The sequence below is a fragment of the Pseudarthrobacter cremeus genome, assembly GCF_051857465.1.
Lineage (GTDB): Bacteria > Actinomycetota > Actinomycetes > Actinomycetales > Micrococcaceae > Arthrobacter.
In genome coordinates this window covers 360,362-374,302 of the sequence record NZ_JBPZHC010000001.1, presented here as the reverse complement: position 1 = coordinate 374,302, position 13,941 = coordinate 360,362, and the positions used below count along the sequence as shown (strand labels likewise).

The 13,941-nt window shown below is 65.0% G+C and carries 13 protein-coding genes; 9 read left to right on the top strand and 4 right to left on the bottom strand.

Annotated features, from left to right (window positions below; all coding sequences use genetic code 11):
* Positions 1-156: 156 nt before the first annotated feature.
* Complete coding sequence (locus ACS5PJ_RS01635; RefSeq protein WP_439433185.1) at positions 157-705, bottom strand: type II toxin-antitoxin system PemK/MazF family toxin; 549 nt, start codon at positions 703-705, stop codon at positions 157-159.
* A gap of 177 nt (positions 706-882) precedes the next feature.
* On the opposite strand from ACS5PJ_RS01635, the gene lepA reads away from it, so the two are divergent.
* Positions 883-2,736 carry a translation elongation factor 4 gene (gene lepA, locus ACS5PJ_RS01630; RefSeq protein WP_439433184.1) on the top strand — a complete coding sequence of 618 codons (1,854 nt, stop codon included), beginning with the start codon at positions 883-885 and terminating at the stop codon, positions 2,734-2,736.
* A 36-nt stretch (positions 2,737-2,772) separates the two neighbouring features.
* Positions 2,773-4,002 (top strand): radical SAM family heme chaperone HemW, encoded by a 1,230-nt coding sequence (gene hemW, locus ACS5PJ_RS01625; protein ID WP_439433183.1) that lies wholly within the window; start codon positions 2,773-2,775, stop codon positions 4,000-4,002.
* Between the two features lie 93 nt (positions 4,003-4,095).
* On the opposite strand, the gene ACS5PJ_RS01620 is transcribed toward hemW, so the two are convergent.
* Together ACS5PJ_RS01620 and ACS5PJ_RS01615 are read right to left on the bottom strand one after the other, a co-directional pair.
* On the bottom strand, positions 4,096-4,515 hold the full coding sequence (locus ACS5PJ_RS01620; RefSeq protein ID WP_439433182.1) for a DUF4870 domain-containing protein: 420 nt from the start codon (positions 4,513-4,515) through the stop codon (positions 4,096-4,098).
* A 126-nt stretch (positions 4,516-4,641) separates the two neighbouring features.
* Complete coding sequence (locus tag ACS5PJ_RS01615) at positions 4,642-5,499, bottom strand: DUF3097 domain-containing protein (protein WP_439433181.1); 858 nt, start codon at positions 5,497-5,499, stop codon at positions 4,642-4,644.
* 213 nt (positions 5,500-5,712) lie between these two features.
* Here ACS5PJ_RS01615 and hrcA point away from each other — a divergent pair, with 213 nt between their 5' ends.
* The 3 genes from hrcA to ACS5PJ_RS01600 all read left to right on the top strand — a co-directional run bounded on the left by hrcA (position 5,713) and on the right by ACS5PJ_RS01600 (position 8,721).
* Entirely contained in the window at positions 5,713-6,726 is a 1,014-nt protein-coding gene (hrcA, locus tag ACS5PJ_RS01610) for a heat-inducible transcriptional repressor HrcA (protein ID WP_439433180.1), read from the top strand.
* Between the two features lie 76 nt (positions 6,727-6,802).
* Positions 6,803-7,930 carry a molecular chaperone DnaJ gene (gene dnaJ, locus ACS5PJ_RS01605; protein WP_439433179.1) on the top strand — a complete coding sequence of 376 codons (1,128 nt, stop codon included), beginning with the start codon at positions 6,803-6,805 and terminating at the stop codon, positions 7,928-7,930.
* A 2-nt stretch (positions 7,931-7,932) separates the two neighbouring features.
* Entirely contained in the window at positions 7,933-8,721 is a 789-nt protein-coding gene (locus tag ACS5PJ_RS01600) for a 16S rRNA (uracil(1498)-N(3))-methyltransferase (RefSeq protein WP_439433178.1), read from the top strand.
* On the opposite strand, the gene ACS5PJ_RS01595 is transcribed toward ACS5PJ_RS01600, so the two are convergent.
* Positions 8,708-9,661: a GerMN domain-containing protein gene (locus tag ACS5PJ_RS01595; RefSeq protein ID WP_439433177.1), complete on the bottom strand. Its 954-nt coding sequence runs from the start codon at positions 9,659-9,661 to the stop codon at positions 8,708-8,710. The genes ACS5PJ_RS01600 and ACS5PJ_RS01595 overlap by 14 nt on opposite strands.
* Before the next feature lie 374 nt (positions 9,662-10,035).
* On the opposite strand from ACS5PJ_RS01595, the gene ACS5PJ_RS01590 reads away from it, so the two are divergent.
* The 4 genes from ACS5PJ_RS01590 to era are packed head-to-tail and all read left to right on the top strand — an operon-like array spanning position 10,036 to position 13,883.
* Positions 10,036-11,127 (top strand): PhoH family protein, encoded by a 1,092-nt coding sequence (locus ACS5PJ_RS01590; RefSeq protein WP_354148366.1) that lies wholly within the window; start codon positions 10,036-10,038, stop codon positions 11,125-11,127.
* Entirely contained in the window at positions 11,124-11,597 is a 474-nt protein-coding gene (ybeY, locus tag ACS5PJ_RS01585) for an rRNA maturation RNase YbeY (protein ID WP_439433176.1), read from the top strand. Before ACS5PJ_RS01590 ends, ybeY begins: the two co-directional genes overlap by 4 nt.
* On the top strand, positions 11,594-12,925 hold the full coding sequence (locus tag ACS5PJ_RS01580) for a hemolysin family protein (RefSeq protein WP_439433175.1): 1,332 nt from the start codon (positions 11,594-11,596) through the stop codon (positions 12,923-12,925). The genes ybeY and ACS5PJ_RS01580 overlap by 4 nt, the downstream gene beginning before the upstream one ends.
* Positions 12,909-13,883 (top strand): GTPase Era, encoded by a 975-nt coding sequence (era, locus tag ACS5PJ_RS01575; protein ID WP_439433174.1) that lies wholly within the window; start codon positions 12,909-12,911, stop codon positions 13,881-13,883. The genes ACS5PJ_RS01580 and era overlap by 17 nt, the downstream gene beginning before the upstream one ends.
* The last annotated feature ends 58 nt before the right edge of the window (positions 13,884-13,941 follow it).

Here is a 13,941-nt window from a genome sequence, read left to right as displayed (position 1 = left end):
TTTAATGCGGAAATGGTCTAGAGGGCTTTCAGATTGGCCATTGACTGAGCGGCGTGGGGATACCTATGGCGGCCAACCATCAGTGGCCGTCGACCTGCACGGACACACAGCTATAAAGAATAGCAGACCCCGCACCGGAGTGGCCATTTGAGCAGGCTACTTCCAGCCGTGTCGGTGACGCAGCCCGGCCGCAACCGCTTCAAAGCGCTTCCGGTCCAACACAGCGCCCTCCCGCCGGATGCTGTCCGGGCTGATCTGCAGGACGCGTCCCAGATTCGCTTCGCTGGGGCGCTGCTGACGGTCCCAGTTGCCGGTTCCGATGTCCACGTAGTCTTCGGACCTGTTGCCGTCCTGGTCGTGGTCCTTGCTGGTCAGCATCAGGGCCAGCAGGTGCGGGCCGTGATGGCCGACCAGCAGGACAGGCCGGTCTTTTCCTCGGGAGTGGTCCTCCTCGTACGGCACCCACGTCCATACGACCTCGCCGGGATCGGGGCTACCGTCGGGCTGTGGTGCGTAGCGGACGGCGGAGACGCCCCGGAAATCGCCGGCGTACGAGGCGGCCTGTGCAGGCGGGACCGTGGCGGACCGGCCAACCGTCTTGGCTGCGGAAGGTCCGGGAGATTGGGTTGCACCGAATCGGAATCTCTCCAGGGCCCTGACTGTCGTCCGGAAGGCACTGGCCAAGGAGCGGAGGTTAATAGGCATGGGGCAACAATATCGCCGGCCCGGTGTTGTCCGCGGAATGTCCGGCTTCGCCCGCGGAATGCAGTGCGATGGGCTCCGGCGTGGGACACTGGAGGTTCAAAATGTGCGGCCCGGCCGCAGGGTGCTTTCGTTGCGTCCTGCAGGCGGCCGCGTGAATGCCAACAGTAAGGACCCTGCGTGTCTCCCATGGCCCGCACCGCCCCGGTGCCCGCCGCGACAGATCCGGCCATCATTCGGAATTTCTGCATCATCGCGCACATTGACCACGGTAAGTCCACCCTGGCCGACCGCATGCTGCAGTTCACCGGGGTCGTCAAGTCCCGCGACATGAAGGCCCAGTACCTGGACCGCATGGACATCGAACGCGAGCGCGGCATCACCATCAAGTCCCAGGCGGTACGCATGCCGTGGGAACTCGACGGCAACAGCTACGCCTTGAACATGATCGACACGCCCGGCCACGTTGACTTCACCTATGAGGTCTCCCGGTCGCTGGCAGCCTGCGAAGGTGCAGTGCTGCTCGTTGACGCAGCGCAGGGCATCGAGGCCCAGACGCTCGCCAACCTTTACCTGGCGATGGAAAACAACCTCACCATCATCCCGGTCCTGAACAAGATCGACCTCCCGGCCGCGCAGCCCGAGAAGTACGCGGCGGAGCTGGCCAGCCTGATCGGCGGAGACCCGGACGATGTCCTCCGGGTCTCCGGCAAGACCGGCATGGGTGTTGAGGCCCTGCTGGACAAGATCGTGCGCGACCTGCCCGCGCCCAAGGGTGATCCGAACGCCCCTGCCCGCGCCATGATCTTCGACTCCGTGTACGACACCTACCGCGGCGTGGTGACCTATGTCCGCGTGGTGGACGGCATGCTCCACCCCCGTGAACGTATCCAGATGATGTCCACCCGGGCCACGCACGAACTCCTCGAAATCGGCGTAAGCTCACCGGAACCAACCCCCTCAAAGGGCCTTGGCGTGGGCGAGGTCGGCTACCTGATCACGGGTGTGAAGGACGTCCGGCTCTCCAAAGTGGGCGACACCGTCACCAACCTTGCCAAGCCGGCCGCCGAATCCCTTCCCGGCTACGCGGATGCGAAGCCGATGGTCTTCTCCGGCCTGTATCCCCTGGACGGCACCGACTACCCGGTCCTGCGTGACGCGCTGGAAAAGCTCATGCTCAATGACGCCGCGCTCGTCTACGAACCCGAGACCTCAGCGGCGCTGGGATTCGGCTTCCGCGTGGGCTTCCTGGGCCTGCTGCACCTGGAGATCACCCGGGAGCGGCTCGAACGCGAGTACAACCTGGACCTGATCTCCACGGCCCCTAACGTCGAGTACGAGGTGACGCTGGAGGACAAGAAGGTGGTCCATGTGACCAACCCCAGCGAATACCCCACCGGAAAAGTCGCCGAAGTCCGCGAACCGATGGTTTCGGCGACCATCCTGGCGCCCAACGAATTTGTCGGTGCCATCATGGAACTGTGCCAGAGCCGCCGCGGCGTAATCGGCGGCATGGACTACCTTTCTGAAGACCGGGTGGAAATCCGGTACCGCCTTCCGCTCGCGGAAATCGTTTTTGACTTCTTCGACATCCTCAAGTCCAAGACCCGCGGCTATGGCTCGCTGGACTGGAAGGCCGACGGCGACCAGGTGGCCGATCTCGTCAAGGTGGACATCATGCTCCAGGGCGAGCAGGTTGACGCTTTCTCCGCCATCACCCACCGGGACAAGGCCTACGCCTATGGCGTCATGATGACCACCAAGCTCCGCGAACTCATTCCGCGCCAGCAGTTCGAGGTGCCCATCCAGGCCGCCATTGGCTCCAGGATCATTGCCCGGGAAAGCATCAGGGCCATCCGCAAGGACGTCCTGGCCAAGTGCTACGGCGGTGACATCTCCCGTAAGCGCAAGCTGCTGGAAAAGCAAAAAGAAGGCAAGAAGCGCATGAAGATGGTGGGCCGCGTAGAGGTTCCCCAGGAAGCCTTCATCGCTGCGCTGACCACGGACGAGTCCAAGGACAAGGCCAAGAAGTAATGATCAGAGTGGCCCGAACCACCGGAGGCCGCCGCAATGCCTAGCACTCTTCCCCTCGGTGACCCGGCGCCGTCGGACGGTCTGTTGCCCGGCCAGGCAACGGACGGTGCGGCGGAGCGGGCCTTCGGGCTGTACGTGCACATTCCGTTTTGTGCTGTGCGCTGCGGGTACTGCGACTTCAACACCTATACGGCCACCGAACTCGGCGGCGGGGCTTCCCAGGATGCCTACGCTTCCACCGCCGTGTCGGAGGTGGACTTCGCGGCGACCGTCCTGCGGGAGTCGAAGCTGCCGGACAGGCCGTTGAGCACCGTTTTCTTCGGCGGCGGGACCCCCACACTCCTCCCTGCTGAGGACCTTGCGCAGATCCTGAGTGCCGCCGTCGGGCATTGGGGCCTGGAACCGGGCGCCGAGGTCACCACTGAAGCGAACCCGGACTCAGTCACCCCCGAATCTTTGGCTGTCCTTAAGGAAGCCGGTTTCACCAGGGTCTCCTTCGGCATGCAGTCCGCCGTTCCCCACGTCCTGAAAGTCCTGGACCGCACGCACACGCCCAGCCGTGTTCCCCAAGTGGTGCAGTGGGCGCGCGACGCCGGCCTGGCCGTCAGCCTGGACCTTATCTACGGAACGCCGGGGGAGTCCCTGGCCGATTGGCGCTACTCCCTGGAGACTGCGCTGTCCTACGAACCGGACCACATCAGCGCCTACGCGCTGATAGTGGAAGACGGTACGAAGCTTGCCGCCCAGATCCGCCGGGGCGAAGTCCCCGGAATCGACGACGACGACCACGCCGACAAGTACGAACTCGCCGACGAGCTCATCACGGCGGCCGGGCTGGGCTGGTACGAGGTCAGCAACTGGGCGCGTACTCCGGAACAGGCGTGCAGGCACAACCTGGCGTACTGGCGCGGGGATGACTGGTGGGGAATCGGGCCCGGCGCCCACTCCCACGTGGGCGGCGTGCGGTGGTGGAACGTCAAGCACCCCACTGCCTACGCCGGAAGGCTGGCCCAAGGGCTCTCACCGGCCGCCGGACGGGAAACCCTGGACGCAGAAACCCGTGAGGTGGAGCGGGTCATGCTCGAGGCCCGGCTCGTGTCCGGGTTGGCTGTCTCAACACTGGGGGAGCCGGGCCGTCACGCGATGGCCGGGCTCATCGCCGATGGCCTGGTGGAGGCGCCGGCGGCCTTCCGCGGAAAGCTGGTGCTGACCCTCAAGGGCCGCCTGCTGGCCGACGCCGTGGTGCGGCGGATCCTGCCGGACTGAACCCCGCCACAGCAACGCGGGGTCACTTCCGGCCCGATATCCTCGCTGGATTGGGCCGGGAGTGACCCCGCGTTGGTTGAGTGTGGCTGGGTACTACTTGATCCAGCGCAGGTTGTACTGGTAGCGGTGGGGCTGGCCCTTGTTGACGTGGATGCCGGCGGCGACCGAGTAGCAGGTCAGGGCGATCCAGATCAGGGTGGCGATGACCGCAAAAATGTTTCCTACCACCGGTATGAAGACCAGGAGGTTTGCCACGAGTGCCGCAATGGTGGGCGGAAGGCTGAAATTCAAGGCCTCTTTGGACTCCTGAGCCGTGAACGGGCCGCGCTCACGGAAGATCAGGAATATCAGGAGCGACGGAACGCAGCCGAGGATTCCGCCGAAGTGGGCCAGCGTAGCCCACTGACGGTCCTCGCTGGCCGTAAGGGGCAATGCATTTGCGGGAACGCCCTGGTACTCGGAACGGCCTTGGTGGCTTTGGTCGTCCCGGTGCCCGCGTGCGTTTTGTGCCACTGTTTCTTCCTTCGAGAGTGCAATAGTGCTTGGTGGAGAATGCCGGCATGAAGAAACAACAGCCTCCGCAGTACCAAGAATACTGGCTTGTTGGACAAAAGCCCCGCTGCCGCCCGCAGACCGAACCTAAGGCACCGTCAGGAAGTCGATGACTTCCTCCACCCGGCCCAGGAGCGATGCTTCCAGGTCCGCGTAGCTGTGGACCGCGCCCAGCAGCTTCTGCCAGCCGAGCCCGATGTCCTCCTTGGTGGAGTGGGGCCAGCCGAACGCCGCCAGAATGCCCGTCTTCCAGTCCTGCCCCCGGGGCACCACAGGCCACTGGGCAATACCCAGCACGGAGGGCCGGATCGCCTGCCACACGTCAACGTAGGGATGCCCGACGATCAGGACGTTGCCCGAGGCTCCCGGTGAAGCCATGACCCCCGCCGCGATCCGCGACTCTTTTGAGTCAGCCACCAGGTGGTCCACCAGGACCCCCAGCCGCCTGCCGGGACCGGGCTGGAACGCGGCCACCGCACCCGCGAGGTCATCGATCCCATGCAACGGTTCGACGACGATGCCTTCCACGCGCAAGTCATCGCCCCAGACCTTTTCGATGAGTTCGGCGTCGTGCTTTCCCTCCACCCAGATCCTGCTCGCCTTTGCCACCTGGGCACGCTGTCCGGCCACGCGGACTGAACCGGAGGCCGTCCGTCCGGCCGCAGCAGTGGAGGCGGTGGCGGCCTGCCGGGGAGCGGGGGGCATCAGCCGGATGGGCTGCCCCTCCAGGAGGAAACCAAAGCCAAGCTTGAAGGACCGGGACTTGCCACGCCGGTCTTCAAGGGCCACCAGGTGCATGCCGCCGGATTTCTCCACCCTGGTCACAGCGCCTACCCAGCCCGACTGTGCGTCCTCGAGGACCATTCCCCGTTCTGCAGGAACCTCGGGGAGTTCACTCCTGACGGGCGCTTTGATTTCCTGCGGACCCCAACTCTGGTACTGCATCGATTCACTCCGCCTTGCGCTAGATGACCCGCCCGGAGTTTCGCCCGGAGCGGTACCAATGCTAACAACGGGGAGAGTCATATTAGACTGTTAGCACTTAGGCATGTCGAGTGCTAACGCTGGCTGGTCCGTCCTGACCGCCCCGTCCGTCTGGACCACGGGGATGCCGGTGGCCCGGCCAGGCAGGCTGTGACCCGTAGATGGAGGTGGAGTGTGAGCGAGCCGCGCAAACTTGAAGTACTGCGTGCCATCGTGGAGGACTACGTTCACTCCCGTGAGCCGGTGGGGTCCAAAGCCCTGGTGGAACGCCATCACCTTGGCGTCTCCAGCGCCACAATCCGCAACGACATGGCGGCGCTGGAAGACGAAGGCCTGATCACAGCGCCGCATACCAGCGCGGGCCGGATTCCCACCGACAAGGGCTACCGGCTGTTCGTCGACCAGATTTCCGCGGTCAAACCGCTTTCCGCGGCAGAGCGCCGCGCTATCCAGTCGTTGCTGGAAGGCTCAGATGACCTGGATGACGTCCTGGAGCGGACGGTCAGGCTGCTGTCCCAGCTGACCAACCAGGTGGCCGTGGTCCAGTACCCGCACCTGAGCCGCGCCACTATCCGCCACATCGAGTTCGTCCTCCTTGCGCCACGACGGGTCCTCGTGGTCCTGATTGCCAACACCGGCAAAGTGGAGCAACGGGTGACCGACGTCGGCCAGGACCTGGGCGAGGACGCCATCGCCAACCTGCGGACGCACTTCCTCGGGTCGCTGTCGGGCACGCCGCTGAGCCTCCTGACGCAGTCCCTGGCGGCAGTGGTTTCGTCGGTAAGCCCCGGCCAGCGGGCAGCCGCGCAGGCGCTGGCGCAGGGGCTGGAAACACTCGCCCACAGCAGCCGGGAAGACCGGATGGTCATGGCGGGTACCGCGAACCTCGCCAGGTCCAACGTGGACTTCCCGTTGAGTATCGGCCCTGTGCTTGAGGCCCTGGAAGAACAAGTGGTGATGCTCAGGCTTCTGAGCGAAATGGCACAGGATCCCCGTGGCGTAACCGTGAGCATCGGACGCGAGAACCCCTACGTTGGCCTTGCCGAAGCATCCGTGGTGGCCACGGGCTACGGGCCGGACAGTACCGCGAAGATCGGTGTACTGGGTCCCACCCGGATGGACTATCCCACCACCATGGCCGCCGTCAGGGCAGTAGCCCGTTACCTTTCAAGAATTCTGGGTCCGTAAAAGCCGTTCGGTCCAGCACCAGAAGCAGTGCAGGCAGCCCGGCTGCCTGGAGTACAACAAGGAAGAGATACGAACTTTGAGCAGCCACTACGACGTCCTCGGGGTCTCGCCGGAAGCCACCGGAGAAGAGATCAAGAAGGCCTACCGCAAGCTGGCCCGCACACTTCACCCGGATGTCAATCCCGGGGACGATGCGTCGGACCGCTTCAAGGCCGTGACCCACGCCTACGAGGTGCTTTCGGATCCCCAGAAGCGCCGGATCTATGACACCACCGGCAACGAAAACGGAACGGACAACGGATTCGGCGGCGGCGGATACGCCGGACAGGGCTTCGCGTTCCAGGACATCTTCGATACCTTCTTTGGCGCCGGAGGGTCCGCGGGCCCCGCTTCCCGGGTCCGCCGCGGCCAGGATGCGCTCATCAGCGTCCGGATCGAACTCCGGGATGCCGTGTTCGGGGTCAACAAGAAACTCGAAGTTGACACAGCCGTCACGTGCCCCACCTGCAACGGCTCGTGCTGCCGTGAGGGCAGCCACCCTGAACGCTGCGATATCTGCGGCGGCAGCGGCCAGGTCCAGCGCGCCGTCCGCTCCATCCTCGGCCAGGTCATGACGGCGGCTCCGTGTGGCAGCTGCGAAGGCTTCGGAACCGTCATCAAGGATCCCTGCAATGAGTGCAACGGCCAGGGCCGCATCCGCAGCCGCCGGTCACTCACCATCAAGGTGCCCGCCGGTGTGGCCACGGGCACCCGCATCCAGCTCTCGGGCCAGGGCGAAGCAGGCCCGGCCGGCGGACCCGCCGGAGACCTGTACGTCGAAATCCGCGTCAACAACGATGCCACCTACGCCCGCGACGGCGACGACCTCCACGCCACGCTGAATATCCCGATGACGGCCGCTGCCCTGGGCACTGAGCTGTCACTGGAAACCTTCGACGGGCTTCAGGAGATCGACGTGAAGGCGGGGACGCAGTCCGGCGAGATCATCACGCTCCGCGGCCTGGGAGTGACCCACCTGCGCGGGTACGGCCGCGGCGACCTCATGGTCCACCTCCAGGTGGAGACGCCGGCGAAGCTGGATGCCGCGCAGGAGGACCTCCTTCGTCAGCTGGCGAAGCTGCGCGGAGAACAGTTCACCGAGGGCAAGCTCGCCGTCAGCGGCGGTGTGTTCGCCAAGCTGCGGGACCGGTTCGGTAACCTGTAGCGGTGAGCAACCCCGTCTTCTTCAGCGGTCCCGGGGCGCTGGACCATATGACGCCCGGCGCCCTGTTTGTCCTTGACGGTCCTGAAGCGCGCCATGCCGTGGCCGTGAAGCGGCTTTCGCCGGGGGAGCCGGTGGACATCGCCGACGGCGCCGGGAAACGGCTGACCGGAAGAGTCGTTTCGGCGTCTCCTGCTGAACTCACCGTCGAATGCGGCGCGCTGGCCGTGGAGGAGCAGCCCGGTACCAGGCTGGTGCTGGTCCAGGCGCTGGCCAAGGGGGACCGCGATGAACTGGCCATTGAAACGGCCACGGAACTGGGGATAGACGCCGTGATCCCCTGGCAGTCGGAACGTTCCATTGTGCGCTGGAAAGGTGAGCGTGCTGCCAAGGCCCATGGCAAATGGCAGTCGGTGGTTACCGCCGCGGCCAAACAGGCCCGGCGTGCCTGGATCCCTGAGGTGCGTGCCGCCGTCGAGACGCCCGGCCTTGCTGCCGCCGTTGCTGCCGCGGACCTGGCAGTGATCCTCCACGAAGACGCGGTGCGGCCGTTCCGCTCAGTCCTGGAAACGTGGCAGACGCGGCAGCCGGAGCCCGGGGCCGGTGCGCTGGAAATCCTGCTGATTGTGGGCCCGGAGGGCGGCATCAGCCCGCGCGAAGTCACCAGGCTCTGCGACGCCGGCGCCGTGACGGCTTTGCTGGGGCATCACGTCCTGAGGTCCTCCACGGCCGGTCCTGCCGCCGTGGTCCTGGCGAGCGATGTCCTGGGGCGCTGGAGCGCTACCCGACTCTGAAGGTCCGGGTATCCACGTTCAGCTGCTGGCCGGTTCCGGCGTCCACCTGCGCGACACGGAGCTCATACTTGCCGGTGGACAGACTCAGGGCGAGGGTGAAGAGTCCGGAGTGGGCCGCTTCGGTTCCGGCCGTGGTCTCCCCGGTCAGGTAAGGCGTTTTGTCCCCGTTTCCTTCCACCCGCAGGATCTGCCAGGCAAGCTTGCCTCCCGCAAGGGTGCTTCGGCCGGTGATCTTAACACTGCCACCCGCCATATCCGTCCCTTCCTGCGGGTCGATGATCCACACGGGAGCCACCAGCCCGGCGGCACGCGACATCGGGTCGCCCAGCTGGACGTGGTCAAACGCCACGTAGTCCGTATGACCGTCCACAAGTACCCGGACCTGGATCTGCTGGCCGGAGTCGATCAGGCCGGAGCTGGCCGCTGCTGCCGTAGCTGTGTAGACCAGCTGCTGTACGGCGCGGACAGCCATGTCGGCGTCGAGATTGCTGTTGAACGCATCCTCGGAGAGGTCAACCGTGATCACATTCTTGCCCGAAATTGACGATGCCAGCTTTTCCGGGTTTTGCCACGGCGTGAAGTAATCCGGGTCCAGCGGCTTCTCAGACATCATGGCCCGCAGGGCGCGCGTCACAGGATTATCCTGGTCCGGCACGTCGCGGAACTCGCGGTAAAGGAAGACGCTGCCGTTGCTGCGGCCAATCCAGTAGACGGGCGCCTTGTTCGAGGACTGAGTGGTCTCCAGCGGTGCGCTGGTGGACGGGACGCCAGGCGAGCCCGTTGCCGCGGCAGTGGAATTTCCCGGCAGGGTGGCTTCCGGGCCAGGCTCCGCAATGCAGCCGGTGAGCAGCAGGACAGCGGGAAACAGGCCCAGGATTACCCGCAGACGGAACCGCCGAAGGGCAGGTGCCGCACGGAGGGGCGTCGTTTTTTCCGGCACTCTGGTGACCCTGTCCTTCCTGGTTCCGAACAATGAGGCATGCGCTTCCCGAGCCGGTCCCCGGACGGCTTGGATTCCCAGCATTGCATGGCGGACCATCCCAAAAGAGCCCAATTACGTCCCCGATGCCCAACTGCAACGGGAACGATATGAGCCCGATATGAAGTTGATACCTAATGACGGGCCGGCACGTCCGAATCGCTGGTGGGGCACTCCCGCCAGGACACATCCCCGGCGCCACCGGTCAGTGGCTGCTGGCGTAAGATAGAGGGAGTCCGCTGGCTCCTGCGTACCTGGCAAACAGGCCACGCACACAGGAGCTGTCGGCAGGTAAATTCGAACTGGAGGGGACCACGGGCCTGCGGGCCAGCACCATGACTGAATCAGCGAACGGAAAGCGCCGGCTCAATACCGACCGCGCCGCCGGAGAATTCCCCCACTCACTTCCCGGTGTCCGGACGGAGGTGGTTCTCTTTGACAACTCCGATCAGATGGTCCAATCGCTCGGCAGCCATGACGAGGCCCTGCGTTTCATCGAAGAGCAGTTCCCCTCCGTGAACTTCCATGTCCGTGGAAACGAGCTGTCCATCAGCGGTCCGGCCACCGAAGTGCCCCGCATCATGCGGCTGCTGCATGAGGTCCGCGGACTCGTGGCCCGCGGCACGGTCATCAGCCCGGCGGTGCTGCAACAGCTCGTGGCGCTGCTCCGGAGCCAGTCCCAGTCCCTGCAGAACCCCGTGGACATCCTGACGCACGACATCCTCTCCAGCCGCGGAAAAACCATCAGGCCCAAAACCCTCAACCAAAAGAATTACGTTGACGCGATTGACGCGAACACCGTCATCTTCGGAATAGGTCCCGCAGGCACGGGCAAGACCTACCTGGCAATGGCCAAAGCGGTCCAGGCGCTGCAGCAGAAGGAAGTCAGCCGGATCATCCTGACCAGGCCCGCGGTTGAAGCGGGCGAGCGGCTCGGCTTCCTGCCCGGCACCCTGAGCGACAAGATCGACCCCTACCTGCGGCCGCTTTACGATGCACTCCACGACATGATGGACCCCGAGTCCATCCCGCGCCTCATGGCCGCCGGGACCATCGAAGTGGCGCCGCTCGCTTACATGCGCGGACGCACCCTGAACGACGCCTTCATCATCCTGGACGAGGCACAGAACACCACGCCCGAGCAGATGAAGATGTTCCTGACCCGGCTGGGCTTCGGCTCCAAAATGGTTGTCACCGGCGATGTCACACAGGTGGACCTGCCCTTTGGCACCCGCTCCGGGTTGCGGATTGTGGAAGAAATCCTGCAGGGAATCGAGGACGTCAACTTCACGGTCCTGGACTCCACCGATGTGGTACGGCACCGCCTGGTGGGTGACATCGTCCGCGCCTACAGCCTGTGGGACGATGTCCAGCGCAGCAAGGTCAAGCACTCGGTCAGCCGCGAAAAGCGGGGGGAGCACGCATGAGCATCGAGGTGAACAACGAATCCGGCGTCCAGGTGGACGAAGCGGAGCTCGTGGCCCTGTCGCGGTTCATCTTCGAGCAGCTGTACATCCACCCGCAGGCCGAACTCTCGATCCTCCTGGTGGACGAACCTGCCATGGAGAAGCTTCACATCGAGCTGATGGACGAGCCGGGCTCGACCGATGTGCTCTCAGTCCCCATGGATGAACTGACTCCCGGAACCCCGGACCGGCCCACGCCCCAGGGGATGTTGGGGGACATCGCGGTGTGCCCTCAGGTGGCACAGGCCCAGGCCAAAAACGCGGGCCACTCACTGCAGGATGAAATGCTTCTCCTGACCACACACGGGATCCTCCACCTGCTCGGCTACGACCATGCCGAGCCGGAGGAGAAGGAAGAAATGTTCGGCCTCCAGCGCCAGCTGCTCTCGGGATTCACCGGCAAAGACGCACCCGCCGAGACCACGCAGTGACGCCCCTGCTCCTTGTTGGCATGGCCCTGGCGTTCCTCAGTACTGCTGCACTCCTGACCGCGGCGGAGGCCGCTTTCACCTACCTTCCCCGGCACGACGCCGAAGAGGCGCTCCTGAAGAGCCGCGGCAATGCCATGAAGCGCATCCTTGCCCAGCCGGTGGCGCACATCCGGGCCCTGAGGTTCTGGCGTGTGTGGTTCGAGATGGCTTCTGCGGTGGCCGTAGCGGTCCTGCTGCACAGCCTGCTCGACAACATCTGGCTCGCCGGTCTTGCCGCGACCGGAATCATGGCCCTGCTGGGGTTCGTCATCGTCGGAGTTTCGCCGCGCCAGATCGGCAGGCTCCACTCGGCAGCCGTTGTCCGCCACACCGCCGGCCTCATCCGGTTCCTGACATGGGTCCTTGGGCCCATCCCCGGGTGGCTCGTGGCCCTGGGAAGTGCCGCCGCGCCGGGCGCACCGGCCGGCGATGAAGCCTTCTTCAGCGAACAGGAATTCCGGGAACTTGTGGACCGGGCCTCCGAATCGGACATGATCGAGGACACTGAGGCGGAAATGATCCAGTCCGTCTTTGACTTCGGGGACACCCTGGTACGCGCCGTCATGGTGCCCCGGACGGACATTCTCACCATCGACGCCGGCTCAAGCCTCAGGCGGGCCATGTCGCTGTTCCTGCGTTCCGGCTATTCGCGGATGCCCGTGATCCGCGACAACGCGGACCAGATCCTGGGGATTGTCTATCTCAAGGATGTCGCCGCGACGCTGCACGAACTGGGGCCCGACGACGAACAGCCCCCGGTCGAGGCCCTGGCCCGCGAAGTCCGCTACGTCCCCGAGTCCAAGCCGGTAAGCGACCTGCTGCGGGAACTGCAGAAGGAATCCACCCACGTGGCCATCGTCATCGACGAGTACGGCGGCACAGCCGGCCTCGTCACCCTCGAGGACCTCATCGAGGAAATCGTCGGCGAGATCGTGGACGAGTACGATACCGAGAGCGCCGAGGCCGTTGCCCTCGGAGACGGCTCCTACCGCGTCAGCGCACGGATGAGCATCGACGATCTCGGCGAACTTTTCGATATTGAGCTCGACGACGACGAGGTGGACACCGTAGGCGGCCTGTTGGCCAAGGCGTTGGGCCGCGTACCGATCGTGGGAAGCACCGTGGAAGTCGGCGGGATCTCATTGCGCGCCGAAAGGCTCGAAGGCCGGCGCAACCGGGTCAGCCACATCATTGCCGCAGCAGCACCACCAGTAGACACTGACCTTGAAGACCTCCTCGACGAGGCGGAAGCAACCCAGCAGGGAGTTTCACGTGAACAAGAAAAATAGGCCCCCGGCCAACCAGAATTCCGCCGGTGAAGACTTCGGCGGCTACCGGGCCGGCTTCGCCGTCCTGGTGGGGCGACCGAACGCGGGAAAATCAACCCTCACCAACGCCCTGGTGGGCCAGAAGGTTGCCATCACCTCCGCCAAACCGCAGACCACCCGGCACACCATCCGCGGGATCGTCCACCGCGACGACGCCCAGCTGGTCCTGGTTGACACCCCGGGCCTGCACCGCCCCCGCACGCTGCTGGGCAAGCGCCTCAACGACCTCGTGGCAGACACCCTTGCCGAGGTCGACGCGATCGGCTTCTGCCTGCCCGCCAACGAAAAAATCGGCCCGGGTGACAAGTACATCGCCGCGCAGCTTGCAGCCCTCGGCGGAAAACCCGTTATCGCCATCGTGACCAAAGCGGACACGGTTGACCGTCAAGGACTGACCGAGCAGCTGCTCGCCGTCGCTGCGCTCGGCCGGGAGGTCGTGGGGGAGGACGGCTGGAAGGACATCGTGCCCGTCTCCGCCGCTGACGGCTTCCAGGTAAGCACTGTCGCCGATGTGCTGATCGGCCACATGCCGCCGTCGCCCCCGCTTTATCCCGACGGCCACCTGACGGACGAACCGGAAGCGGTGATGATCGCCGAACTCATCAGGGAAGCCGCCCTCGAAGGCGTCCGCGACGAACTGCCGCACTCCCTGGCCGTCGTCGTCGATGAAATCGTCCCGCGTGAGGGCAGGCCTGAAGACCGGCCGTTCCTCGATGTCCGGGTCAACCTCTATGTGGAACGTCCGTCCCAGAAAGCCATCATCATCGGCAAGGGCGGTGCCCGGCTCCGCGAAGTCGGCACCAATGCACGCAAGGCAATCGAGGCGTTGCTCGGCGCCCGGATCTACCTGGATCTCCACGTGAAGGTGGCAAAGGACTGGCAACGGGACCCCAAACAGCTGGTCAAGCTGGGGTTCTGACCCGGTCATAATCCTCCTGCCCGGGCCGGCCACCGGGAAGTTCCCAGCATGGGCAACT

What these genes read in the sequence shown, in the direction of transcription:
- ybeY (WP_439433176.1), top strand. Translation starts at nt 11,124, where the DNA reads ATGAGCATCGAGGTGAACAACGAATCCGGCGTCCAGGTGGACGAAGCG.
- ACS5PJ_RS01590 (WP_354148366.1), top strand. Translation starts at nt 10,036, where the DNA reads ATGACTGAATCAGCGAACGGAAAGCGCCGGCTCAATACCGACCGCGCC.
- hemW (WP_439433183.1), top strand. Translation starts at nt 2,773, where the DNA reads ATGCCTAGCACTCTTCCCCTCGGTGACCCGGCGCCGTCGGACGGTCTG.
- ACS5PJ_RS01615 (WP_439433181.1), bottom strand. Translation starts at nt 5,499, where the DNA reads ATGCAGTACCAGAGTTGGGGTCCGCAGGAAATCAAAGCGCCCGTCAGG.
- ACS5PJ_RS01635 (WP_439433185.1), bottom strand. Translation starts at nt 705, where the DNA reads ATGCCTATTAACCTCCGCTCCTTGGCCAGTGCCTTCCGGACGACAGTC.